This is a genomic window from Salinispora tropica CNB-440 (genome assembly GCF_000016425.1).
GTDB lineage: Bacteria > Actinomycetota > Actinomycetes > Mycobacteriales > Micromonosporaceae > Micromonospora > Micromonospora tropica.
The window spans coordinates 1102135-1126208 of the sequence record NC_009380.1; the positions used below are offsets into that span (position 1 = coordinate 1102135).

Consider the following 24074-nt stretch of genomic DNA (forward strand, 5'->3'; position numbering starts at 1 on the left):
ACCTGCCGGAGACGCGGAGGAATCTTCGATGCGCTTGAAATACGTCCTGTCCGAGGTCATGGTCGGACTGTGGCGCAACGTGACCATGTCCATCGCAATGATCATTACGATGGCGGTCTCGCTGACCATGCTCGGCGCGAGCGGTCTGATCTACGTCAAGGTCGCCGAGATGAAGGAGCTGTACTTCGAGAACATCGAGGTCTCGATCTTCCTCGAGGCCGAGGCCACCGAGGAACAGAAGACGGAGATCCAGGCCAAGCTGGATGCCGACCCGCTGATCGAGAGCGTCACGTACGTCAACAAAGAAGAGGCGTACGAACTTTTCGAGGACATGTTCCGGGACTCCCCGGACCTGCTCAGTGCGATCAATCCAGACGTGTTGCCGGAGTCGTACCGGTTGAAGCTGGTGAACCCGCAGGAGTACCAGGCGATCGGGGAACAGTACGCCGATATTGAGGGCGTCGACCAGGTGATCGACAAGTCCAGCGTGCTCGACAAGATCTTCAACCTCTTCTCCGCTGGCCAGAAGATCGCCCTCGTCGCGGCGGTCGCGATGGCCGTCGCCGCGCTGCTCCTGGTCGCCAACACCATCCAGGTCGCCGCCTACAGCAAGCGGCGTGAGGTCGCGGTCATGAAGCTCGTCGGCGCGTCGAACTGGTTCATCCAGGCGCCCTTCGTCCTGGAAGCCGTGGTCGCCGGCCTGATCGGATCCGTGCTCGGCCTCGGCGCCCTCGCCGGCCTGAAGGTCTTCCTCTTCGACGGCGCGCTGAGCGCCCTCCAAGGGCTCTTCGCGCCGGTCAGCTGGGGCGAGGTGCTGCTGGCCTTCCCCCTGATGGCCGCCGTCGGAGGCCTGATCAGCGCGATCACCGCCTGGGTCACCCTCCGCTTCTACCTGCGGGTCTAGTGCCCACTGGGCAGCCATGGCCGCCCGTGCACCTCGTCGGGCAAGGGCTCTCCCGTACCGGAATAATCGGCTCGGGAGAGCCCTTGCGCTCCGATAGGATGATCGCCGCTGTCGGTCGGAGAGGGCGACGCAACCAGGAAGGAGGTGGCGCCGATGCCACGGGAGAAGGGGCGGAAGGTGGTCGCCTCCAACCGGAAGGCCCGCCACGACTACTCGATCCTCGACACCTACGAGGCGGGTATGGCGTTGACCGGAACCGAGGTCAAGTCGCTGCGGGCGGGGCGCGCGTCGCTGGTTGACGCTTTCGCCCAGGAACGCAACGGCGAGTTGTATCTGCACGGGATGCACATCCCGGAGTACGTGCAGGGCACCTGGACCAACCACGAGCCCCGGCGCACCCGCAAACTACTGCTCAACCGGATCGAGATCGACCGGCTGATCGGCAAGACCCGGGAGAGCGGGCTCACGATCGTCCCGTTGCAGGTCTACTTCTCCGACGGCTGGGCCAAGGTCGAGATCGGTGTGGCCAAGGGTAAGAAGTCGTACGACAAGCGGCAGGACCTCGCCAAGCGGGACGCGCAACGCGAGATCGCCCGGGCTGCCGGTCGGCGGGGCAAGGGGATGGCGGACTGAGCTGGCGCCGGGCCGGGGCGGGATGAAACCCGTTGCGTCAGGCGTTAGGCTTGTCGGTGCCGCCACACGGGCGGTCCGTCGAGGGGGTGACTGGTTTCGACTTCGTACGTTGCGGCAGGGGAAGCGAGCCGAGGAAGCCGACGTCGTCTCGGAAATCGTTCGTCGGAAAACAATAAGCGCCAAGCAGAATCGCGCTGACTTCGCTCTCGCCGCCTGAGGCGAGTAGCAAGTCTGTCGGCCTGGGAGTGCCTTCGACCCAGTTAGCCGGCATCAGCTAGGAGGCTGGCCAACCGGACCCGGTCGCGGGGTCCGTGCGGCGAGATCAATCAGCGACTGGGCCCGTCACACCGACTCGCTCGCGTGATCGGAGGGGCCGAGTAGAGGCACAGCGAGCTGCGCTCGGAGAAGCCCTGGCAAGGCGGCGAAGGACCCGGGTTCGATTCCCGGCACCTCCACCACCTGACCTGTGCGCCCCGGTCCACCTGGACCGGGGCGCACCGGCGTTTCTGGCCGCGAATCTCCGGTGCCGCCGGAACCGGTGTGCGGTGGCGGCCGTCCGAGGAGTATGCGTCGAGTACTCGCCACCCTGAGCCTGCCCCTGCTGCTGGCCACCGGTTGCGCGCCGGCCGGCTCGGAGCCGACGGGCGCCCCCTCGCCGACCGGCCGGCAGGCGGTCTTCGAAGAGCGGGCCGCTCAGGTCGCCGCCGCCTGGCAGCCCGGCCCGTCCTGGAGCGACGGGTACATCCCACTCCAGGAACCGACCCTGCTCGTTGGCGACCCCGGATTCACCCCGGACACCCAGACCGCCTTCCAGGCCGGCTGGTACCGGGACCAGATTTCGCTGCCGGCGGACCAGCCTGAAGACGGAACCATCCAGTTCCCCTCCGGCACACTCACCGTGCCGCTGGTCAGCGCCGCAGAGGCGTACCGGGAACTCGATCGGGGTGATCCGCCGGCCTGCGGCGGGCGGCCGACGAATCCGGCCACCCCGCCGGCCCAGCCGGATGGGCCGGACGCGGGAGTGAGCACCTCGCCGCAGACCGCCTGCATCCCGCTCACCGTCACCGCCGTCGAGCTGGACAGCGTGCCGGTGCGGACCAGCCGAGGCGAGGCGATGGTCCCGGCCTGGCTGTTCACCACTGACGAACTGACCGCCCCGGTGGCCCGGCTCGCCGTCGCCCCGACCGCCGTCGGAGTGCCGCCGGAGCCGGCCGCACCCACCGCGCCACTGCCCGCGGAACTGGTCGGGGCGCTGGACCTCCGCGCCGTGGACGGCGCGACGCTGACCGTCCGAGTCGGCATCGGCGCCTGCGACACCGGCCCCACCCCGCTGGTGTACGAACAGGATGACCTCGTGGTGGTCGGCGGCGCGGTAACCCGCAGCACCGGTGTCTGCACCGAGCAGCTCCTGCTCGAATCGGTGACGGTGCAGCTCACCGCCCCGCTGGGGGACCGGACCGTCCTCGACGTGCTCGGCGGCACGCCGCTGCGGCTCACCACCGACTGACCGGCGATGGCCCGGCTGCTGGGCTCAGGGCAGCGCGAAGGGAAGCCTGATGTCGTCCAGGGTCGCTCCGCAGGCGCAGTCCCGATCGGCCGGCAGCTGGGCCACCGCGGTGAAGAGCAGCTCCCGCAAGCGGGCGGTGTTCTCGCCGAAGACCCGGAACACCTCCTCCTGGGTCACCGATCCGCCGCCCGGCACCCCCACGTCATGGTCGGTGACGAGCGCAATCGACGAATAACAGAGGGCCAGCTCCCGGGCGAGCACCGCCTCCGGATGGCCGGTCATGTTGACCACCGTCCCGCCGATCGCCGTGAACCAGCGCGACTCGGCACGGGTGGAGAAGCGGGGACCCTCGACGACCACCACCGTCCCGCCGTCCACCGTCGGCACGCCCCGCTGGGCGCCGGCGGCGAGCAGCGTACGCCGCCCGACCGGGCAGTACGGGTCGGCGAAGGAGACGTGCACCGCACCCCGGTCGTAGTAGGTCTGCGCCCGACCGCTGGTGCGATCGATCAGCTGGTCGGGCACGACGAACGTGCCGGGACCCAGCTCCGGGCGCAGGCCGCCGACCGCGCAGGGGGCGAGCACCTGGCGAACGCCGAGCGAGCGCAGCGCCCACAGGTTGGCCCGGTAGGGGATCTGGTGCGGCGGATGCCGGTGGTCCCGGCCATGCCGGGGCAGGAACGCCAATCGGCGCCCCGCGACCTCCGCGATAGTGACCGCGTCGGACGGTGGACCGTATGGGGTGTCGATCACGTGCTCGGTGGCGCCGTCGAGCAGGGCGTACAGCCCCGACCCGCCGATCACCGCCAACTCTGCCGTGGGACTCACCGAACCTCCCTCGTCTCTGTCGCGTCAGACCTTAACCAGCGACCCGACAGCAGGCTATGGTGCCAGGCATGGCGTTGACGGGGCGGCTGACACCGGTGTCCCCGGTTGTCCGGGCACGGCCGGACTGACGGGATGTCCGACATGCAGGAAGAGGGGCGGGCGATCGACGGGCAGGCGACGGAGTCGATGGCCGGGCGGTTGCTGGTCGCGGCACCGACGTTGAAGGATCCGAACTTCGACCGGACCGTGGTGCTGCTGGTCGCCCATGAGCCGGGCGGGGCGTTGGGCGTTGTCCTCAACCGGGCAACCGAGATTCCGGTGGCGGAGGTGCTCGGCGACTGGGGCGAGTTGGCCCGCGACCCGGGCGTGGTCTTCGAGGGGGGACCGGTGCAGCCGGATTCGGCGATCTGCCTCGCTCGCATGCGCCACCCGCTGCGCCCGATGAAAAGCTTCCAGCAGATCTCCGGTGCGGTCGGCACGCTCGACCTGTCGGTGGACCCGGCGCAGCTGCGGGAGAGCATCGCGGGCATCCGGGTCTTCGCCGGCTACTCCGGGTGGGACTCGGGCCAGCTGGAGCAAGAGATCGCGGGGGGCTCCTGGTTTGTCCTGGACGCGTTGCCGGGGGACGCGTTCGTCGATCGTCCGGACGACCTGTGGCCGATGGTGCTGCGTCGGCAGGGCGGCCTGATGGCGGCGGTAGCGCACTTCCCGGCGGACGTGGCGCTCAACTGAGCCGGCGCAGCGGCAGGCACCCCGCGCGATGACCACGCCGGTCGGCGTGTGTATAGTTCTCCCGTGCCCGGGCGACCGGGCAGTGCACAGGGGGCCGTGGCGCAGCTGGTAGCGCACCACACTGGCAGTGTGGGGGTCAGGGGTTCGAGTCCCCTCGGCTCCACCCAAGTGCAAAGCCCTGGTGAGAGAGATAATCTCCCACCAGGGCTTCTGTCGTTCGTCACTCTCTCGGGCCACCATGTGTCAAATCGCGCGTTGAGGCGGTAGCGCGGCTGGAACACGTCAGCGATCGCCAACACCTGTTGCAGGGTGGCCGTGGGCCGTTCCTCGGCCTCGTCCTGGCCCGTTCCCTTGATGCGGCAGGGGTTTCGGCGACCACGTTGTCGTCAACGGCGGTGGCGAACCGTAACCAGGATGGCCCTACCCCGGCTCCAGCAGGTCCGTACACTCCGCCGTGGGAAGCGAAACCAGAACGCCGCCGACCTGCTTCCCGAGCTTGAGAACGCGCTTACGCGTCAACCGGCCTGACACTACGGTCAAAACGATGACGCGCATCGGCGGAGGGCTCGGTCCTCTACCTCATTCGTAGTGATAGCGGCACTGCGCGATCTGCACCGTGTCGTCCATGATCCGGTATACGAGGCGGTGTTCCTGGTCGATGCGTCTCGACCAGAATCCCGCCCAGTTTCCACGGAGCTGCTCCGGTTTGCCGATGCCTTGGTGGCCGTTGCGGCGGATGTCCTCGATCAAGGCGTTCACTCGTCTGAGCATCTGGCGATCTCGTTGCCAGGTCAGATAGTCCTCCCAGCCTCGGCCGGCGAACTGGACCTTCACGCCGCCGACGCCGCGCCTGAACTGGCGTCGGGGTCGATCAGGTCGTGCGTCTCCCCACCCCCGTTACGCAGCTCTTCGACGGCCTCATTCAGACGGCGCGCGTTGGCGGGGCTGGCCATCAGGTAGGCCGTCTCCTTCAACGACTCGTACTCGCGCAGCGAGATGATGACCGCGGCCTCCCGGCCGGAGCGGGTGACCACCACCTCCTCGGCGTCGTCCACGACATGGTCGAGCATCTTGGCCAGGTTCTGCCGGACTTCTGAGTAGGGAACGGTGCGCATGCTGCTGCCTCCCAACGCTACGTACAATAAATTGTACAAGCTTGCCGGGGTTGCTCGTCAGATGCTCCGACGTCTGGCCTTGAACTGTCGATCAGGCTTAGGGGCGGGGCGGGGCGTAGCGGGAGCGGATCACCGGTGATCGTGGCGAAGTGGTTCGTATGGTGGCACCTCCGGCCCACCCAAGAGAAACGCCCTGGTGCGGGAGGAATCCCCGCCAGGGCGTTCGTCAGTCCTGGTCTTCTCCGTTGCGCTGCTGCCGGCTACGCGGTCAACTGCTTGCGGAAGAAGGTGACGGCCGCGGCGGCGAGGCGGGTGCGGATCCGATCTGCATCGGGCATGTCCCGCACGAACACGTAGTGGCCGGCCGAGAGGTCGGCGCAGTGCGCCGTCGCGCCAGGAATCAAGGAAGCGTAGTGCAGCGCGTTGGTCTCGGCCGGGGTCTGGTCGTCCTCGCCGGTCCACCAGATCGACACGGGCGTCGTGATGCCTCGCAGGCTGGCGGAGGTAAGTAGTTGGCCCTGCGCAGGGCAGATGAGAAGACCAGCGGTCACACGCCGATCGGCGTAGTCGCCGCCGGATTCGGTGATCCACGCGGCGATGTCATCGATGCCGATCCGGTCGGTCAGTTCGTCGATCAGCGTCGGGTATTCCGGCGGTAGTGGCACCGTCGCCCGTCCGGTGGCGATAGCGCCGAACAGGTCGGCGTTGATGCGTGCGCCAAGCACTGCGGCGGCGGTGTAGCCGCCGAGCGAGAAGCCGGCGACTCCAATGGGACCGCCGTCGGCAAGATGGTCCAGCACCACCGAAAGGTCCTGGGGGCGGTCCCACCAACGCGCGAAACCCTCGGCGTGGTAGCCACTACGGTAGTTGTTGCCGTGATGGTCGACGCCGATCACCCGCAGGCCAGCCGTGGCCAGCGGCTCAGCCAGCCAGGACAGATCGAGTGCGCAACCGCCGGTTCCATGCGAGAGCAGCACGGTGCCACTGGTCGTCGCGGTGTCTGGCGGCCACACGTAGGTCACGATCGGCCGTGGACCGTCCGTACCCCATGCCTCTCGTCGGGGGTCTGTCAGCACGCGGATGTCCGGCGAAGTCATGCCGCAACCATGACAGGAGCCCGCCAACGTCTGGGGCCGCCGTTCAGGACGAACTATCGGTGGGCAACGTCGGACGGCCCCGCGGACAGCAGGAGCTGGGTAGCCCGAGCCGGGTGACCGTTCATGGTGTCCACGGAGACCTCGCGGGTGCCAACCTGGTCGAAGCCGATGAACAGGTCATCCAGCCAGTCCACCGTGTGGTGCCGGCACACCGCCCCGTCGGCGGTTTCGAACACACCGTAGGTGCCGTACCTCGCGGCGAACTGCTGATACCGCGAGCGGTTGCGCTGATCGGCTTGCAGGCACAGGTCACTGAGGTAGAGAAGTCCGCCGGGCCGGAGAACCCGGCGCAGCTCTGTCACCAGTGTCCGCTGCCCGTCGTCGCCCGGTATACACGTCAACACCGCGATCAGCAGCACCATGTCAACACTGCCGTCGGGACGGTCCAGCCGGGGAGGAGCGTCAAGAACCGTGAACCGCGCCCCCGGCTGCTGCGCACGTGCGCGGGCGACGAGATTGGGAGCGACATCCACCCCCTCCACGTTGTCGAAGCCCCACTCGGCGAGCAGCCCCGCCAGCCGTCCGTAACCGCACCCGTAGTCCAGGACCGATGCCTGAGGATCGATGCCCTCGAGCCACGAAGGCTCGACCGGATGCCCGAAGGTCTTTGACGTCCCTGCGGAGTTCCAGTACCCGAACTGGTTGTCAAGATCCATCATGGCGATGAGCATTATCCCCAGCGCGATGGACGGTCAAGCGCTGCACAACCTCAGTTGGCGCCAGGACATCGTTCACTCACGCGCGCCGCAGCGACTCATCAGGTTTAGTCAAAGGCCTTCCCTACCGTTTCGTAGGGACCGGCGGATATATTCATCGACCCTCGGAAGGGGTCATCCACCCGTTCGACGACGAACAACAGCAGAGAGATCATGCCCGCGATCGCGGAGACCAAGACCAGGGAGGCTGGACGCGTCCGGGTGGGGATGAGACACGACAGAAGGACGATGGCCACAGCGCCGATCAAGAGCGTGAACCACAGGGTCGTGGGGAGCGCGGCAGTGCTGAAGGTGCTTCGGATCTGGCGGGACTTGCTCCAGTCCTCGAATTCCGACACGGCGAGGCTGCTCAACTGCTGATCTTTGTCCGAACTCGGTGTGAAGCCGAGAAGGGTACGCGATAGTTGTTCCTCCAGTACGCGGTCGCCTTCCACGTCATCCCCGCGCTGGTATGCCGGCCACGCCTCGTCAACCATGTAGTCGACATACTCGTTCAACAGGTCCTGAAGCTCGCTTCGGGTGGGCTCCGGGTACTCGGACACCACGTTGTGCAGCGCCTTCAGATCTGCCGCCTCGGTCGCGACTGCCAGGCCCGCCTGGGAGTACGTCCCATACACCGCCAGGGCGGTCAGGACGAGCAGGAGCGCGTAGAGGGTGCCGGTGACCGAGACGGTGTGGGTGATGAGGTCCAACCACTTGGGTTCGGCATCGGACAATCGTTTGCCTCGCCCCCGCAGCAACCACGTACCCAAGGCGCCGACTATGAGAAATACTGTTAAGAATATGAGGAAGATGAGCCAGCCCGGCGCGAGGTGATTCCAGTTCCACATGCGGCCACTCCTGTTGCGGAATATGAATCCTTGGAAGGCCGCTCAGGCCCTTCGACTACTGCGTGCCACAGCGGCCGGCTTCCGGTGCCACCTCAACTGGTGGACGGAGAAGAACATCGACGGCCGACCGCCGTGTGGCGAGCGTAGGACTGGCCTATGCCAAGAGCAAGGAACTGACCCTGTTTACCGCCGGGTCGCGCGAGTCGGATGGGTGGCGAGGCGCGCCAAGGCAGGGCCGGTGCGTAGCCCCTTAGCGCTGCGGGAACCCATCTTTCGTCTCCGCCAGGAAGTTCGTCCAGGCGTCGTGGCCGAAGATAAGGATCGGACCCTTCGGGTCCTTGCTGTCCCGGCACGCCACCGCTCCGTCGAACGCAGCAACTTCGACACACTGGCCATTCCCACTCGATCGACTGCTCTTAACCCAGTGGACGTGCGTCAGGTTGGCGGGAGTCATACCGTACCTCCTTGAAGGCTGAACGCAGAGGCCTGTCGGCTGATCAGCTTGATCGAGCTGGTGGGATCCAGCGCGGTGGCACGGAGATGCTCGAACGTGGTGGCGTAGCGTCGTACATCGGCTTCGCGTTCGAGGAACAGGTCGCCGGCCATGCTGTCGACATACACCAGAGCGGGGTCGGCTGGATCAGGCAGGGTTCCGGCAAGGTGACGATATGGCCGTTTCAGTCGAGTCCGAGTAGTTGGAGTGGCCGGTATGGGTTTCGGCTGTTGTGGCGTAGGGCTGCAGCGATGGTGGTGATGCCGGTTAGCCGGAGCAGGTTGATCGCCGTGTTGCGCAGAGTGGCCATGGCGCGGGGTGCGTTGCCGGTGCGTAGGCGGCTGGCGTCCTCGGCGTAGGTGGTGTCGCGGATGTGGTGCAGAGTTTCGATGGCCCAGTGCCCGCGCAGCCAGTCGGCCAGTTCGGCAGGGCCGGCCTGGGCTGCGCTCAGGTTGGTGATCGCGTAGACGGTGACGGTGGACCAGCGGCCAGTGGCCAGGTTCAGCCGTCGGCGGCGGATCCGTAGTGCTTGTACGGCGTGGGGAAAGTCCAGGGCGAGTGGCCCGGTGCAGGTGACTGCTTGCAGGCGGCGGATGTCGTAGCGGCCGTGCCCGCGGGTGCTGGTCTCGTCCTGGATCGGGATCTTCGTCCAGGGCAGGGTCTTGAGCTGCCGATACAGACGCGGCTGGTTCTTCTTCACGGTGAAGACGTAGGCGGCCTTCTTGGTGTCGACCAGCCAGCGGGCATGCTCGCGCTGGGTGTGTAACGCGTCGGCGGTGACGACCACCGCGGTCAGGTCGAGAGGGCCCAGCAGCGGCTGGAAGCGGGTCAGCTCGTTGGTCTTGCCGTCGACGTCGACCTGGCCCAGGACCGTCCCGGTGTGCTGGTCGAGCACTGCGAGGAGATGCACCTGTTCACCGGCCGGGCCGCTGCCCCGCAAGGTTTTGCCGTCCACGCTGTACACCCGTCGCCCGGTGGTCGCCGCCGGCTGGCACGCGAGGACCCACCGACCGACCGTGTCGTCCAGGGCGTCGGCGTCGACACCGGCCAGGATTCGCCGGAACGTGGACTCGTCCGGAGCTCGATGCACCCCGGTGAACGGATCCCGGAACACGCCCAGTTCAGTGAGGACCTGCTGCGGCGCATCAGCGGCCCATTCCGCGACCGCCGCCGCGGAGCGGGCACCGGTCAGCACCGCCGCGACGGCAGTGGCCAGGACCGCGGGCAACGCATGGACGACACCGCGGGGGTCTCGCCGGTCCGGCACTGCCGCCAACGCCGTGACCAGGCTCGACCGGCGTTGGACCGGCAACGACTCATCCAGGTGGTCCGCGTGCACGGCCAACACATCAATCAGCGATGATGATCCCAACGGGCGTGGTCCTCTTTGATCTTCCCAGACTCGACACCTGGATGATCATCGAAAGGCCGCGCCCGTCTCTATACCACCATGATCCGGAGCGTCCCCACCCAACCGGCCACAACGGTCATATCGCTACCTTGCCGGAGCCCTGGGGTTGGGGTCGGGTGGGGTGACGTACCGGTAGGAGGGGCCGAGGTTGAGGCCGACGGGGACGATGACGGTGGGCATCGGGGACCTTCCGGGTTTTCGGTGTCAGAGGACGGCGTTGTACTTTTCGGTCTGTGCGACGGCGGCCTGGATCAGGCCGGCGCCCTCGCCGAACTTCTGCTTGGCGGCGGTGAGCTTGCCGATGGCGCCCATGACGGCGGGCTGCTGGGTGCCGGCCGCGAGGGCTTGGAGTACGGCGATGGCCTTGTCGACCTGGGCGTTGACGCCAGCGAGCTGGGCGAGGGCCTTGTCCGCCTCAGTCTTGCCGTGGGTCAGTCCTGCCTTGATGTCTCCGATGGTGGCCATTGACTTTTCCTCCCTGGATTGTGGGGTCTGACGCCCTGCCGTCGGTCGCAGGTGCGCCTGGTGTCAGCCGCGGGTCGCGGCGATGAAGATGAACCACAAGATCGGCATACCGACGAAACAGATCACGCCGCCGACCTTCCTGGACCGGGTGCCACCACCGCCGATGCGGGGCTGCCCGACGAGGCTGATCGTGAGATAGCCGGCGAAGAAGGCGAGCGCGGGCAGCCCACACAGGGACCAGGGCACCAGGTGTAAGGGGATGCGACCGAGGTCTTTGTCGGGGCTGAGCGCAAACATCAGCAGCGATGCGAAGGTGCCGACTGTCGCTGCGACGGAGTAGACGAGGGCATTGCGGGCCAGCGGGGTGAACCCCGGCAACAACGGCGGCTGGGCTGCTCGCCGGTGGGCGTTCTCCGCGGCGGCGTCGGCGGCGTTGGCGGCGGTTGTCGCCCGTCGCAGTGCCTCGGCCGGATCCGGTATGGGGCCGGGCGCGACACGGCCAAATTGCGGGGCGGGCAGGCGCAGGGTGGCGGCGAGGTGGTGCAGGTGTTGCCGTTGCGCCGCCACTCGATGGGTGAGCTGATCCACCGCGGCCTGCCCGTCACGGCCGGCAGCGGCCTGCCGCTCTGCGCTGGCGCGTTCCTCCTTCAGCAGGGCGGACAGGCGGCGGGCGTGATCCGTGTAGGCGGCCCAGCCACCGTCGCGGGGCAGTGGCGTGTCAGGTTGTCCAGTCATGCGTACTCATCGATCTGGTCGAGGGTGCCGGGGCGCACGTAGGGGACGATGAGGGCGTGGCGGTTGTCGTGCCGATCGATCAGCAGCGCGCGGTTGGGGCGGGACTGCCACTCCGACGCGTAGTCGCCGACCAGGGAGCCGACCTCGTTGCTGGGCAGGTTGAGGGCGACGAGGCAGGCGACCTCGTTGCCGCCGGTGGGCCCGAGGTCGCTGCTGAACCGGCTCACCGAGCGCCACCAGCCGAGCAGGTGGACGCCGTGGGTGGGCCCGTTGGCCAGCACGTCCCGCAACTCGTCGTGTCCCGAGCGGTAGGTGGTGGGGTCGCTGGCGGCCAGCAGGCTGCTGGCGACATCCGCACCGAAGATCACCAGGTGGGTTGTCGGCCCGCCGTCGGAAGCGGTCGGCTGGGCGAGCTCCGCCAGCCGCGCCCGGAGCTGGGCGGCGCTGATCGTCTCGTACGGGTGCCCGGCGGCGGCGATCGCCTCGACGGTGGCGTCGGAGGCCTCGTCGGCGGCGGCGACCAGCGGCGCGATGAGGAACCGGGCCGTGCCGGGCGCGTACTGTCGGGCCAAACTGGCCGTGGCGGCGTAGAGCACGTCGGCCCCGACCGGGGAGGTGCCCAGGACCGCCAGATGGCTGCCCGGGGTCGCGTCGAGGGTGAAACCCGCGGTGGGCAGGCCGACGGCCACGGTCCGGCCGACCAGGGCTCGCCGCCGCCGTACGTCGGGCGTCAGGGCGACGAAGGTGGGATCCTGGTCGGGATGTTGCTCGGCGTAGCCGGCGAAGACCATCGGCGGGGCACCGCCCGGTCGGCGGGCACTCCACAGCAGGTGCCGCTGGGTGGCCACCGACCCCGCGTCGGCGTTGGGGAAGCGGATGACCCGGTTCGCCCCCGGGATCCCGGCCGCCGAGTTGATGACCGCCCCGCCGATGGGCAGGTTGTCCGCACCGTCGTTGAGCTGGTCGAGGACACCGCCGCCACCGGCGAGGGCGACCCGCAGCGGAAACTGACCGAAAATGGAGTCGGTCTTGGTGAAGAGCGCCTCCACCCCGGAGATCGTCTGCGACGCCAGGATCAGGTGGACGCCGTACGAGCGGCCCTTGCGCGCCAGCTCCTCAAGGAGCGCCACCGCCTGCTGGGCCACCACGTCGTTGCCCTCGAACAGCACGTGGAACTCGTCGATCACGGCCAGCAGCCGGGGCATCGCCACGTCCGGCCGCCCGGTACGCAGATCGGCCAGCTTGGTCACACCGGCTCGCTTCAGCTCGGTCGCCCGGCGGGTCATCTCCCGCGACAGCGTCCGCAACACCGCCAACCCGTACTCCCGGTCGGACTCGATGCCGACCGTGTGGGCGTGCGGAATCCATGACGGGTCCACCACCGTCGGGGTGAACTCCGCGAACGAGACGCCCTCCTTGAAGTCCAGCAGGTAGAGCGACAGCTCGTCCGGTGAGTAGCGCGAGGCCAGCCCGTAGAGCACGTCGAGGAGGAACACCGTTTTACCCGACCCGGTGCGCCCCCCCACCAACCAGTGCGGCGTCGCATCATCCAGCGCCAGCACGCACTCGGTACGCCCCTCCCGGCCCACCACCGTCCGCAGTCCGTCGATCGACGACTGCTGCCAGATCTCGTTTGGCATCAGCATTGTGAAGTCCGTCGCCGTCTGCACCCGAGCCGACTTCGCCAACCGGCGGCAGACCGCCTCCACCAGCGTGTCCGGCGGGCCGGCGTCCAGCCGTACCGGCACTGCCAAACCTGAGTCGTCCGAGCTGAACCGGTGTTGCCCCGGTGGGTCGGAGACCGTGAACACCCCGCCGTTCGACGCTGTCAGCGCGGTGGTGCCCTCCAGGCGCGGTGCCGCGTTCAATCCGCCCGGGTGCTGCGGCGGCGGGTAGCCGGCGAGCAGCAGGAACACCCCGGCCGCCGGGCCCGCGTGCGCGATCGCCGACAGTCGGGACCACTCCCGGCGCCCGGCGCCCTCGGGCATCGCCGCCACGCACACCAGCAGCACCGAAGGGTCCGACTCGCCACCCTGGGCGCGCTCGATCCGCTCCTCCGCCTCGGCCAGCACCTGCTGAAACCCCGGCAGGTCGATCGTCGGGCGCGGCCACGCCTCCGCCTCCACCATCTCGCGGAACGGGCCGAAGACCGTCCCGAGGGTCGCCCCGTCCACCGCCGCGACCTGAAGCACACCCTCCGGCAACGCCGCCAACACCCGCAGCAGTACGCCCCGCAGCCACCGCGCCACCGCCGGATCGCGGGCGTCACTGTCGATGGCCAGGTGACCGGCACCCACGAACGGCGCCACGACGCTGAACCCGCTGCCCGCCACCGGCGTCGTGTCGCCCAGGCGAATCGGCATCGGACGCCCAAGCGCCGCGTCAACGCCGGTGGGAAGATCCGCAGCCGGCCCGTCCAGCCGGCAACCGAGCCAACCGGGCGTCAGCCCCTCGGCGAGCCGCTGCATCCGGGCGGCGAAACGTTGTGCTTCCTCCCGGGACTGCGCCGAGACACCATCTCCCGCGCTGCGGTCGCGCAATCTCGCCCGGGCAGCCTCAACGTGGGAGACGGCCTCCCGGTGCGCCGCCACCGCCCGACCGAACGCTGACGCCACCGACTCCAACGCACGTCCCCCAGCCCACCGAACACGGCTACTCGCGCAGACCCTACCCAAAGTGGCCACTCGGAGTCAGCCCCCACGTCGCTCTCGGCGAACGGCCTCCATCCCCCGGCGCGCGGCTTCGACTGCGATCCCTCCAGGGGTGATGAGCGACGTGGGCGTGGGAGTCCCCGCTGCTCACCTTCCGGTTGTTGCGATCCCTCCAGGGGTGATGAGCGACCGAGCCCCGGTTGAGCGCGGTGTACCGGCTGTCGGGTTGCGATCCCTCCAGGGGTGATGAGCGACTGAAAGCATCGCTGAGAAGCTAGAATCAGGTGAAACGTTGCGATCCCTCCAGGGGTGATGAGCGACACCGGCGGGGGGCTCACTTACTGCTGCGCGCCTCGTGTTGCGATCCCTCCAGGGGTGATGAGCGACCCGTCCGAGAACGCCACGGTGACCGAACAGGATGCGTTGCGATCCCTCCAGGGGTGATGAGCGACGAGGTGACAGCGTGACGTGCAGGCGGGGAGTACCGTGTTGCGATCCCTCCAGGGGTGATGAGCGACCCAGGAGCTGCGCGGCGAGCTGGGCGAGGTTCGGGCCGCGTTGCGATCCCTCCAGGGGTGATGAGCGACGTGGTCACCTCGGGCACCTCGCACGCCGCCCTGTACGTGTTGCGATCCCTCCAGGGGTGATGAGCGACCGGTGCAGGTCAACGGCAGGGTGCCCATGCCGACGGGTTGCGATCCCTCCAGGGGTGATGAGCGACTTTGCTGCACCAGTTGGAGACCGGCCGCACTCGGCGTTGCGATCCCTCCAGGGGTGATGAGCGACTCGAGGCAGATGCCGACCACGTCATCGAGACTGGTTGCGATCCCTCCAGGGGTGATGAGCGACCTGTGCCCTTGCCCTTTGCGCTCTTCCCGGTCCCACCGCGTTGCGATCCCTCCAGGGGTGATGAGCGACCTGTGCCCGACGCCCGACCGTCCGGCGGGTACTGCCGTTGCGATCCCTCCAGGGGTGATGAGCGACCTGTGCCCTTGCCCTTTGCGCTCTTCCCGGTCCCACCGCGTTGCGATCCCTCCAGGGGTGATGAGCGACCCGGTTCTCCCGCGGACTGGGCAACCTCCGCTCCTATGTTGCGATCCCTCCAGGGGTGATGAGCGACGGCCACCCCACACCCCCGGCCGGCGGATCTGGGAGACGTTGCGATCCCTCCAGGGGTGATGAGCGACCGTGGAGCTACCGGTGGTGCTGCATGCCGCCGGGGTGTTGCGATCCCTCCAGGGGTGATGAGCGACGCCAAATCCGTCGATGGCGTTGGTGGCTTCGATAAACTGTTGCGATCCCTCCAGGGGTGATGAGCGACCGCATGATCCGGCTTTTCCGCCGCCGACTCCGCGTTGCGATCCCTCCAGGGGTGATGAGCGACTTGCGTCTGGCGCGTCGACTGCGTGATCCAGCAGTCAGGTTGCGATCCCTCCAGGGGTGATGAGCGACTGCTTGGGTGCGGCCGGACCTGGGCACCGGGGACGGTGTTGCGATCCCTCCAGGGGTGATGAGCGACCCCGCGCGTCGGAGGACACCGGCTCCTGCGAACGTTGCGATCCCTCCAGGGGTGATGAGCGACCGCTTGCACGGCGTCGATGGCGGTGCCGGCGAGGTTGGTGTTGCGATCCCTCCAGGGGTGATGAGCGACCCGGAGATCGTCGGCCATCGGTTACTCCAGGTTCAGTTGTTGCGATCCCTCCAGGGGTGATGAGCGACCCGAACCTTAAGTCGCAGGTCACGGCCGTCTTTCCGGGCTCGGTCCTGTCGGATTTTGCAGCGGTCCGGCGGTTGTGCATCTGTGCAGGTCAGAGTACCGAATCTGGGTGGCCTAGTTCAGCGCCGAGGGTCTCGACCTCGACGAGGTGTGGCGAGCCGATCCGGTAGATCCGGACGCTGTCGTAGGCCAGGTCCAGTTGCTGGCGGAGGCTGGTGATGAGGCTGCGATGCTGCGCGGTGGAGAGTTCACCCTCGAAGACGCTGCGCTGGACCCAGTGCAGGTATTGCCGACAGGTGCGGAGCGCGGCGGGGTTACGTTCGACGGCCGTGTCGTATACCAGGACGACGAACATCGCGCTACCACCAGGGCCGGAAGGGCTTGTAGGTCGTGCCTTCGAGGCATAGTCGTACGAGCTTGAGGGCCTCCAGGTGGATCAACTCCTCGTAGGACACCTTTCGCCGGAGTTGCCGATGCTGGACGGTGGTGGCCAGTTCTTCGCGGACCATGACAGCAATCTTTTTCCGTCCGGCCTGGCTGAGGGACGCGCTACGGACGTCGCTGACGAAGTCTGCAGCGGTCAGGGTTCGCTGCGCGGCTGCTCGGCGGAGCAGTCGTTCGGCGAGCAGCGGCTTGAACGGTTCGGCGAGGTCAAGGGCGAGGGTGTTTCGGCGCCGGTCGGTGTCGGCGTGCAGGAAGCCGATCGCCGGGTGCAGCGGCGTACAGCGAATCGCGGTGAGAACCCGAGCGTAGGTGATGGCATTGAGGTAGCTGATGAACGCGTTGCCGGCATTACTGGGTGGGCGACGGGTGCGTCCGTCAAGCCGGAGCCAGGGCGGTAGCAGGGTATCGAGCACTCCCCACGCGGTTCGCCGGAAGTTACCTTCGACTCCCATCAGGTCTCCGGATGAGGTGCTGGCACCGATTTGGGCGGGAAGTCGTTCGAGTGGCCCATCGAGCAGGTCCGTGCCCAGGGCCCAGGCTACGTTGACCGCGGTCGCCCGGACGAGGGCCTGCGCGACAGCGAGTCGGGCCTGAGGGTTGCCTGTCAGGGCCACCTGGGCGCGGACGACGTGTGCGGAGGACATGTCGTCGGCTGGAGTCAGCGCGCCAGCATAGTTGCCGTAGTGGTCAAGTAGGTGCACGGTGACTCCGTGCCGGCTGAGTAGCGATACCGCGGCGGTGTTGATGTCGGCGTTGTCGAAGAGCACAAGGTCGCGAATGTCGGTGATCGGAATGCGAACAGGTTGTCCATCGGCGCGTTCGATCCGGATGCTGTTGTCTTCGCGTCGGATTCGGCACGGTTCGGTCAGCCAATAGCTGCGCCCGCTGGCACTCACGAGTCTCCCCAACAGTAGTCGCGGTAGGAACATCCACGGCACTGCGCGCGGGGCAGCCGTGGCGCGGGGGCGTCGGTGGCGATGACCTGACGCGTTTTCACCTCGGTCTCCTCGGCGATGCGGCGCGCCCGAGCGTCCCAGTTGATCTTGACAGCTCGTCGGATCAGTGGATAGTGCACGACGCCGCCACGAATGGTCACCCCGCGTCGGGCGAGCAAAAGGCAGTAGTGCAGGACTTGAGCATTGTGTTGCGGCGAGGGCTCGCGAGAGGATTTCGTCTCGTGGACGATGGCCCCTCGGGTGACCCAGTCGATCCTTGCCGCTCCAAGATCGACACCGGCATGTCGGCGGTATGTCGTGTCGTCAACGCTCTCGCCGAAGGCCACGGCCTCGTTGCGGGCCTCCGGCCGGTAGCCGTGGCTGTAGAGCCACAGTTGTCGAGGGCAGTGCAGCAGGTACCTGACGTGAACTCCACCGATCTCGTCGGTGTCGTCGGTGTCTCGGTCAGTGGTCACAGGACGGTGTCCTCGGGTCGTTGCAAGGCGGTCCTCCGGCTGGTCCGGCCCAGATCGAGACCCGTTTCCGAGCTGTACGGCGCGTCGACGACAGGGATCCGGTGGTTGCGGCCGACGGTGCCAATGGAGCCCAGCGCCCGCCACTGTTGGTAGCGGATCGGGATCAGTAGTCCGGCACCGAGCAGGGCATGTCCGTCGCGTCCGCCGGTCAACCGGGCGTACTCCGGTTCGTCGGTGGCTAGGAGGATCTCGACGGTGTCGAAGGACTCGCGTAGCCCATCGAGGAATTCCTCTCGGTCCGTGAAGGGCGTGGTGAAGGTCAGGAAGGTGTTGGCGAACGCGTCGCGGCTGCGGCGGGCCTCCTCGTCCCACTGCCGCCCCCAGTCGGTCTGGTATGCCAGGTTCAGCCAGTGGTCGATGGCCTGCTCGGACATCACCGGGCCGGGTGCGGCGGTCAATGCTGACCATGCGGCATCCAACGCTTCCGGTTGATAGGGGTGGGAGCTCTCACCGCGGTGCACCCGGTACGGCACCGGCCCTTGCGGGTGCCGGCCGAGCCGATTGACACGGCCGGCGCGCTGCGCGACCGCTTCAATCGGGGCGAGTTCGCTCGCGCCGCGGTCAAAGTCAAGCCGCAGGGACACCTCCACCGCCTGGGTAGCCACCACCAAGCCGCCGCGCCGCGCTGGTTGGCCGGGTTGGCGTTCGCCGTGCCGGGCGAGGAGCCGTCGTTCGATGACGGCTCGGTCACGGGCGCGGAACCGGGAGTGCAGCAGCAGCGCCGCAGTGTCCCGGCCTGCCTCGTCGGCCACCGCTCGGGCGGTCGGGGCCAGTTCGGTGTAGAGCGCTTGGGCAGTGTCGACGGTGTTGGCCACGAGTAGCACGCTGTAGCCGTCGGCGAGCCAGGACCGGACGACCTCCAGACTGGCTGGGGCGGTCAACGGTTGCTCATCAAGCACGAGCCGGTGTCGGTCGGGTGCCGTCCCGTCCGGCGCGCGATGCAGAGCCACCGGGCTCCGGAGCGTTTCACGGATGAGGGTGATCATGGGTGGTGCCAGGGTCGCGGATACCACCGCTACCCGAGTACCCAACTCTTCCCAGAGCCGCATGCACGCGCAGAGCCGGCCGAAGGTCTGCGGGTCGTAGGCGTGCAGTTCGTCCAGGACCATCAGGCTGTTGGCCTGCTCCAGCAGGACGCTGGCGTAACGGGGCCCGGCGATCGCTCCGACGAGGAGTTGATAGGCGCTTGCCACCCGAAACCGCTGGGCGAACAGCCGCATCGCCCCGGCGCGGGAGCTTGCCTGGCGGGCATCGACAGCGGTGGGCCCGCAGTCGTCCCTGACCGCGTCGGCTAGGACCGACAGCGCGGCCGTGCCATGCAACACTCCGATGTCGGCCTCGGCGTCTGCCCCGGCGGGCGGTAGGTCCTGGCGAAACCGGTTGACCGCCGCGTCGATCGAGGCGCGGTAAGGCAGGACCCACACCACCCGGGGCTGTCCGGACATGGTCGGCAGTTGACGCGCCGCCCATCCGAGGCCGGACTCGGTCTTGCCCGATCCGGTAGGTGCGATCAGGATCATGTGTCCGTCGGTCTCGGCGGCTTTCCGCTGGTGCGGGTAGGGCTGGTAGGCGAGCGCGGCAAGGTAGTTCGGTGGCAGCGGCAGGTGGGTTTGTAGGGCGACGTGGGCGGAGGCCGAGTGGTCGGCCAGCGTCACGGCTCCTTGCAGGAGGACGCCGACCAGGCCACGAGTGGCGTCAACCGGGTCCTCCCACGCTGTGCATAGTTCGGTGAACTGCTCCCGGGCCCGCTGCCAAAGCCGGCGGTCCCCATCAACTGGCACTGGTACGCCGAGCTGATCGGCGTACCAGTGCACGACCGCGTGGTGCCGTCGTAGCGGCACCTGGCCGGTCGGCTGGCCCGGTGATGGGTCCGGGTCGTGGCCGAACTTGCGCTCCCAGGCGGCGGACTCCGGATACAGGTCGAGCAGTGCTCCGCTGCCGTCAACCGAGCGCAACCAACGATGGTGCAGACCGACTCCAACGGCGACCAGGGCCCGTTCGTCCGGCGACAACCCACCTCCGAACAGGTCGACGTAGGCCAACGAGAGCACCTCGTGACGCTCACCCCAGTGGTGTCCGGGCTGCTTGACCTGCCGCTGAAACCCTTCGGCGACCTTGCCCGCGTCGTGGAGTAGCGCCGCGAGCCCAACCAGGTTCCAGAAAGAGGGCCAGTCGGCTAGAACGCCGGCGGGTCCGATGCGGCCGGCAACTGTCTGAGCCGCGGCCCAGGTGGCGTAGCTGTGTTCGGTGAGTCGCTCCGCGTAGCCCAGCCGGCCCGTTCGGCCGGTGCGATCGACGGACTTGGCCCACACTTCGTCGAGAGCCTGCCGTGCCGTGTTCATCGTCCGTCTGCTGCCGGAGTGGGTCGCAGCCACACCGCCTGGTCCCCGTCGCGGAGCGCATGGCGTACGGGCAGCCGGGCAACCGGTGCGGCGGACCAAAGATAATCGCCGTAGTGGGTGGTCAGCCGGTCGGAATGGATCAGTTCGGCGAGCCGGATGGTAACGGCGGTGGGCGCGGCGTGTCCGCCCCGCGGGGCCAGCGCGTGTCCCACGACGGCCTCGTCGGTCGACTGCAGTAGCACGGACGTGACTGATCGGACGAACACCAGGTCCTGGGAACGCCCCATTCGCAGCGCCCAGACCGGGCGACGCAGGGCGGCGGCGATCCGTTGCCCGTCGGGCTCGGGGATCCAGAGCGTTACGCTCAGGTGGGCAAGGAACGGCCGGTCCTTGAGGGCCGTTCCTCGCTTGACCGCACGCACCCGGCCGCCGGATGCCGGGTTCGTACCGTCCGTAGCGATGGGGTGGTAGGTCTCCGCGTCCACGCCGGCACCAGCCGCGTGTGCGCTGTAGCCGAACGTCACCGGCTCTCGTGCGGCGCCTGTCGCGGCGGCCAGCAGACCGCGCAGCGAAGACGGTGGCGGCACCGGTAGGCACCGGGTCAGCCCAGGAAACATCGGGTCACGGAAGGATGCCACCGGTGCGAAGAGCTCCACCCGGACCGCCTCCAGCCCGACAGCCCCACCCGGCCGTACGTCCATCGCGCCGGCCGTCAACCTGTCGACTGTCATCGCGCCGGGTCGTCGAACCAGGAGTCGTGGGTGCCGGCTCGTAACTCGGCGGCCAACGCCCGCAGCATCGTCCGAGGGTGATCAATGAGTACCTCGCCAGTGTCAATCTCCGCCGCGAGGTCGGACTCGAACTGTTTGCGGATGATCTCTTTGAAACCGGGTCGCCAGCCCACCCGAACCGGTGGCTGCCACCGTTCGTTCCACGCCTCCAACTCGGCCCGCAACACGTCGCCGCTGACCCGCAGCCCGGAGCCGTCGTCGGCGCCGCTGATCGCGAAGTCCAGCGGGTTGACGCCACTGTCCATCGCCAGCAGCATCAGCAGCGTCGGCGTTCGGTCGCCGTAGTGCAGTCCCTTCTTCGCCCCACCGGTGACTTCGGCGAGCGCCTCCAACAGCAGCGCGGCTCGTTCACGCCGGACCGCCAGGGGCAGCCGTACCGCGGGCTGGCCCCGGAACATTACCGGCTCGGCGCCGACGGCGACCGCATCGGCCACCTGCATGGCCGCCTCCTGGCTCAGATAGTTCGCCCTGCCTGCACCCTTCGCGGCAGGCAGGGTGAAAGTGCCGATGCGCGGCACGTCGAGCAGGAGTGGTGCTGCGAGATCGGCGGTGTAGAACTCGTGTGCGTGCAACACCGGGTCGTCGATGCCGCGGGCCATCACCCCGTAGTCCTCCGTCGGCCGGGCCGGTTCCACCGCCAGCAGGGTGCCGACCATGAACGGGCTGTCCCGCAGGGTGGTGTTCGTCTCCTCGGACTTGGCGGTCGCCTTCAGATAGCCGAACAGGTCGTCGTCGGCGTACCGGATGGGGTCGGCTGCGGTGGTGGCCTTCTGCGCTGTGCCCTGCTTCCGGCCCACCCGCTCAGTGGGAGAGGGCAGCGAGCCAAGCTCAGCCATCGTGTCGCGCAGCCAGCGCCGGAACGCCTGCGCCGAGACGTACGGGTAGGGCTGCCGGCGGATCAGTGTCTTCTTGACCCGCGCGGTCGTCGCCTCACCGCGGCCATTGTTGGGGGCCCCGGCGGTCACCGCCAGTACGATTTTGCCTGCCAGAAAGGCCATCAGGCGTACACCTCCTCCTCGTGGGGATCGAACCGAATCTCGTTGTCGATGTCGTCAACGTCGTCCTCGTCGTCGGCAGGCTTGCGCCCGATCGGTGCCTTCGCCACCACCAGGTCAGCGACGACTTCGAAGAAGAGCTGGGCCCGCCACTGCCAGCCGTCGGGGCCGGCCGACAACAGGGTGGGGGTAATACCACTGATGTCTGGCACCGGGCGTCCGTCGCGCAGTAGCCGGGCGCTGGCCGCCATCAGCAACTCGTGGAGGGCATAGCCGCTCTTCGTGGCCCTCGCGTAGTCGTTGAAGCGGCCGCGCGGGTTGCGCTCGGCCAGGATCCAGGCCGCGACCAACTGGCGGGCCGGTGTGAGGCGTGCCACATCCATCCCGTACATCTCCTCCTGATAGGCGCGGGCCAACCGTCGCCACGCGTCAACGGTGATGGGGTCGGCCGGTGGGTTGGCGACAGCCTGGTGCAGCGCGTGCAGAAGGCGGTCGACCGTGGCGTGCTCATCCACGAAGAGGGTCCGGGCGATCGCCGTGTGTCCACCCGGATCCGTGTCCCGGCGGGCCAGCGTGCGACGCAGCCGAAGCCACCCGAGGCGGGTGGTCGGGTCGGCTTCGATCCGGGCGAGCAGCCGACCGGCAGCCTGCCGTGTCCCGCTCACCCTCAGCCACGGTTCCTGGTTGTCGTTCTTGAACGACCACAGCACCGCGTCAACCGGCGCGTCGACGGCGTGTGCCCGCATCGCCGCCAGTGTGACCGCCTCCGCGCTTGCACCAGCGGGCACACCGGCGAAACCCAGCTGGTGAATGCGTTCGGCCCGAATGACATTGCGGGCGACGAAACGCCGCTCCACCGCGGGATTTGCGCACCTGAGGACGGTTGCCGAGCCGGCGGTAACCCACGCCCCGTACGGCAGGGACCACATCGCCACCCGACAGCCACGGCAGGTCGGCCAGCCCGCCGCGCGCGGCGGCAGCGTGTTCGCTGCGCGGGCCGTGTCGAACAGCGGCAGACGGGTCTTGTCCCATAGCACCACCGTTGGTGCGGAGCAGAACGTGCAGGGCAGAGCATCCGCAGCGGGCGCGTCGGGGATGAACAGGTTTGCCACCAGTGGACGAAGAGTGACCGGATCCCTGGCCCGTGCGCTGTGGGTCGCCTTGGCGTTCGGGTAGAGCGCGAGCAACACCTTCCACCAGTCCGGAGTCGGGGCGGGCTTCGGCCGGCTCGACACCACGACGATGTCGTCGATCAGTTGGCGGGCGACGCTGTCCAACTCGTCCGGAGTGACCTCGTCGGGTTCGTTCCGCCCGGCGAGTAGCGTGACCGCCCGAGCACCGCAGCGCTGCAGCGGATGTGTGGTCAAAGTCAGCACCGGCCGCCCCGCAACGGCGGCGGTCACCGGACCCACCCGAACCCCTGAATGGTGGACAACCCGAGACCCCACTCGCGGAGTGCCGCGATCAGGCGGGGGTCGGCATCGAGGCGCACCGTCGCGGTCGCCCCGATCCGGATGCCCCCCGAGACATCGAAGCGTCGCCGTGGCCCCGCCGCCACGACCTGCACCTCGGCGTCGCCCGGCAGGCCGAGCAGGTCGGCCTTGTGACGGATGTTCGCCAACAGCGCGCCGACGAAGCCATCGTCGTCGGGGAGCAGGTAGCGGTTTCCGCTGGCCTTCACCAGCACCGGCGAGCGGGTTTCCAGGACCGTGGAGGATTCGGCGTCAACGGTCGGCTCCAGCTGCGTGCCCTTGATTGTCAGGGTGACCGGGCCCCATCGCAGCTCGCGACGGCTGGTGATGCCGGCCAGCAATGCTGCCGCCAGCACCGGAATCGGCGAGCCGAACCAGATCCGTCCCTTGCCCGACATCATGTACGCGCGGGGCTTGGCCCGGGCGCCGACGAAGACCGGGGGCGAGATCCCCACCGGCCGGGGGGAGTTGGCCGGCGCCCAGGTCCCCTCATGTAGCTGGGTAGCCAGGGCCGGCGACTGCTCGGCGATCACGCTGTACACCACGGCGTGCGCCACGCCGTGCACGTACCTCCAGGGAAGCGCCGCATCCGGCCCTGCGACGTCCACGTAGAACCGCATCTACCTGACCTCCATTCATGTTCTGGCGTCGAAGGGAAACGAGCA

General features: G+C 68.2%; 23 protein-coding genes, 1 tRNA gene, 1 other RNA gene, 1 pseudogene and 1 CRISPR repeat array. Of the genes and pseudogenes, 6 read left to right on the forward strand and 20 right to left on the reverse strand.

Annotation, left to right across the window (positions count from 1 at the left end):
* Positions 1-28 precede the first annotated feature (28 nt).
* The 4 genes from ftsX (at position 29) to STROP_RS04985 (ending at position 3044) form a co-directional block, all read left to right on the forward strand.
* Positions 29-904, forward strand: coding sequence for a permease-like cell division protein FtsX (gene ftsX, locus STROP_RS04975; protein ID WP_011904892.1), 876 nt, complete (start codon positions 29-31; stop codon positions 902-904).
* A gap of 153 nt (positions 905-1057) precedes the next feature.
* The gene (smpB, locus tag STROP_RS04980) at positions 1058-1537 is read left to right on the forward strand and encodes an SsrA-binding protein SmpB (protein WP_011904893.1); all 480 of its coding nucleotides are present in this window, start codon (positions 1058-1060) and stop codon (positions 1535-1537) included.
* An 82-nt stretch (positions 1538-1619) separates the two neighbouring features.
* Positions 1620-1995: a transfer-messenger RNA gene (gene ssrA / locus STROP_RS23640) on the forward strand.
* 107 nt (positions 1996-2102) lie between these two features.
* Entirely contained in the window at positions 2103-3044 is a 942-nt protein-coding gene (locus STROP_RS04985) for a hypothetical protein (protein ID WP_011904894.1), read from the forward strand.
* Between the two features lie 24 nt (positions 3045-3068).
* Here STROP_RS04985 and STROP_RS04990 read toward each other — a convergent pair whose 3' ends face one another.
* A complete protein-coding gene (locus tag STROP_RS04990; protein WP_011904895.1) occupies positions 3069-3872 on the reverse strand; it encodes an S-methyl-5'-thioadenosine phosphorylase in 804 nt (267 codons plus the stop codon).
* A 132-nt stretch (positions 3873-4004) separates the two neighbouring features.
* On the opposite strand from STROP_RS04990, the gene STROP_RS04995 reads away from it, so the two are divergent.
* Positions 4005-4604 (forward strand): YqgE/AlgH family protein, encoded by a 600-nt coding sequence (locus tag STROP_RS04995; protein WP_018829770.1) that lies wholly within the window; start codon positions 4005-4007, stop codon positions 4602-4604.
* A 90-nt stretch (positions 4605-4694) separates the two neighbouring features.
* Positions 4695-4767: transfer RNA gene (locus STROP_RS05000), tRNA-Ala, on the forward strand.
* Between the two features lie 416 nt (positions 4768-5183).
* Here the strand turns inward: STROP_RS05000 and STROP_RS05005 are convergent.
* The 19 genes and pseudogenes from STROP_RS05005 to cas6 all read right to left on the reverse strand — a co-directional run bounded on the left by STROP_RS05005 (position 5184) and on the right by cas6 (position 24029).
* Positions 5184-5438, reverse strand: coding sequence for a Txe/YoeB family addiction module toxin (locus STROP_RS05005; RefSeq protein WP_018829754.1), 255 nt, complete (start codon positions 5436-5438; stop codon positions 5184-5186).
* Positions 5435-5719 (reverse strand): type II toxin-antitoxin system Phd/YefM family antitoxin, encoded by a 285-nt coding sequence (locus STROP_RS05010; RefSeq protein ID WP_011904898.1) that lies wholly within the window; start codon positions 5717-5719, stop codon positions 5435-5437. Before STROP_RS05010 ends, STROP_RS05005 begins: the two co-directional genes overlap by 4 nt.
* Before the next feature lie 260 nt (positions 5720-5979).
* On the reverse strand, positions 5980-6741 hold the full coding sequence (locus tag STROP_RS05015; RefSeq protein ID WP_028564065.1) for an alpha/beta hydrolase family protein: 762 nt from the start codon (positions 6739-6741) through the stop codon (positions 5980-5982).
* Between the two features lie 128 nt (positions 6742-6869).
* Entirely contained in the window at positions 6870-7547 is a 678-nt protein-coding gene (locus STROP_RS05020; RefSeq protein ID WP_011904900.1) for a class I SAM-dependent methyltransferase, read from the reverse strand.
* 92 nt (positions 7548-7639) lie between these two features.
* Positions 7640-8422, reverse strand: coding sequence for a bestrophin-like domain (locus STROP_RS05025; RefSeq protein WP_011904901.1), 783 nt, complete (start codon positions 8420-8422; stop codon positions 7640-7642).
* Positions 8423-8672: 250 nt separating this feature from the next.
* A complete protein-coding gene (locus STROP_RS05030) occupies positions 8673-8876 on the reverse strand; it encodes a DUF397 domain-containing protein (RefSeq protein WP_011904902.1) in 204 nt (67 codons plus the stop codon).
* Positions 8873-9067: pseudogene (locus STROP_RS23645) on the reverse strand (Scr1 family TA system antitoxin-like transcriptional regulator); the annotation flags it as partial. The gene STROP_RS05030 and the pseudogene STROP_RS23645, both read right to left, overlap by 4 nt.
* Positions 9068-9099: 32 nt before the next feature.
* The gene (locus tag STROP_RS05035; protein ID WP_238380279.1) at positions 9100-10254 is read right to left on the reverse strand and encodes an ISAs1 family transposase; all 1155 of its coding nucleotides are present in this window, start codon (positions 10252-10254) and stop codon (positions 9100-9102) included.
* Between the two features lie 276 nt (positions 10255-10530).
* The gene (locus STROP_RS05040) at positions 10531-10791 is read right to left on the reverse strand and encodes a hypothetical protein (protein ID WP_011904904.1); all 261 of its coding nucleotides are present in this window, start codon (positions 10789-10791) and stop codon (positions 10531-10533) included.
* A 63-nt stretch (positions 10792-10854) separates the two neighbouring features.
* Entirely contained in the window at positions 10855-11526 is a 672-nt protein-coding gene (locus STROP_RS05045) for a hypothetical protein (protein ID WP_011904905.1), read from the reverse strand.
* Complete coding sequence (locus tag STROP_RS05050; RefSeq protein ID WP_011904906.1) at positions 11523-14210, reverse strand: FtsK/SpoIIIE domain-containing protein; 2688 nt, start codon at positions 14208-14210, stop codon at positions 11523-11525. Before STROP_RS05050 ends, STROP_RS05045 begins: the two co-directional genes overlap by 4 nt.
* A gap of 61 nt (positions 14211-14271) precedes the next feature.
* Positions 14272-15896: direct repeats of the CRISPR family, unit length 30 nt; unit sequence GTTGCGATCCCTCCAGGGGTGATGAGCGAC.
* 89 nt (positions 15897-15985) lie between these two features.
* Entirely contained in the window at positions 15986-16249 is a 264-nt protein-coding gene (cas2, locus tag STROP_RS05055; protein WP_011904907.1) for a CRISPR-associated endonuclease Cas2, read from the reverse strand.
* A 4-nt stretch (positions 16250-16253) separates the two neighbouring features.
* Entirely contained in the window at positions 16254-17234 is a 981-nt protein-coding gene (cas1b, locus tag STROP_RS05060) for a type I-B CRISPR-associated endonuclease Cas1b (RefSeq protein WP_011904908.1), read from the reverse strand.
* Positions 17231-17749: a CRISPR-associated protein Cas4 gene (locus tag STROP_RS05065; protein WP_011904909.1), complete on the reverse strand. Its 519-nt coding sequence runs from the start codon at positions 17747-17749 to the stop codon at positions 17231-17233. The genes cas1b and STROP_RS05065 overlap by 4 nt, the downstream gene beginning before the upstream one ends.
* Positions 17746-20151, reverse strand: a complete 2406-nt coding sequence (locus tag STROP_RS05070; protein WP_011904910.1) for a CRISPR-associated helicase/endonuclease Cas3 — start codon at positions 20149-20151, stop codon at positions 17746-17748. Before STROP_RS05070 ends, STROP_RS05065 begins: the two co-directional genes overlap by 4 nt.
* Complete coding sequence (gene cas5 / locus STROP_RS25350) at positions 20148-20882, reverse strand: CRISPR-associated protein Cas5 (protein ID WP_011904911.1); 735 nt, start codon at positions 20880-20882, stop codon at positions 20148-20150. The genes STROP_RS05070 and cas5 overlap by 4 nt, the downstream gene beginning before the upstream one ends.
* Positions 20879-21940, reverse strand: a complete 1062-nt coding sequence (gene cas7i, locus STROP_RS05080; RefSeq protein WP_011904912.1) for a type I-B CRISPR-associated protein Cas7/Cst2/DevR — start codon at positions 21938-21940, stop codon at positions 20879-20881. Before cas7i ends, cas5 begins: the two co-directional genes overlap by 4 nt.
* On the reverse strand, positions 21940-23340 hold the full coding sequence (locus tag STROP_RS05085) for a hypothetical protein (protein ID WP_011904913.1): 1401 nt from the start codon (positions 23338-23340) through the stop codon (positions 21940-21942). The genes cas7i and STROP_RS05085 overlap by 1 nt, the downstream gene beginning before the upstream one ends.
* The gene (gene cas6, locus STROP_RS05090) at positions 23337-24029 is read right to left on the reverse strand and encodes a CRISPR-associated endoribonuclease Cas6 (protein ID WP_011904914.1); all 693 of its coding nucleotides are present in this window, start codon (positions 24027-24029) and stop codon (positions 23337-23339) included. Before cas6 ends, STROP_RS05085 begins: the two co-directional genes overlap by 4 nt.
* Between the last annotated feature and the right edge of the window lie 45 nt (positions 24030-24074).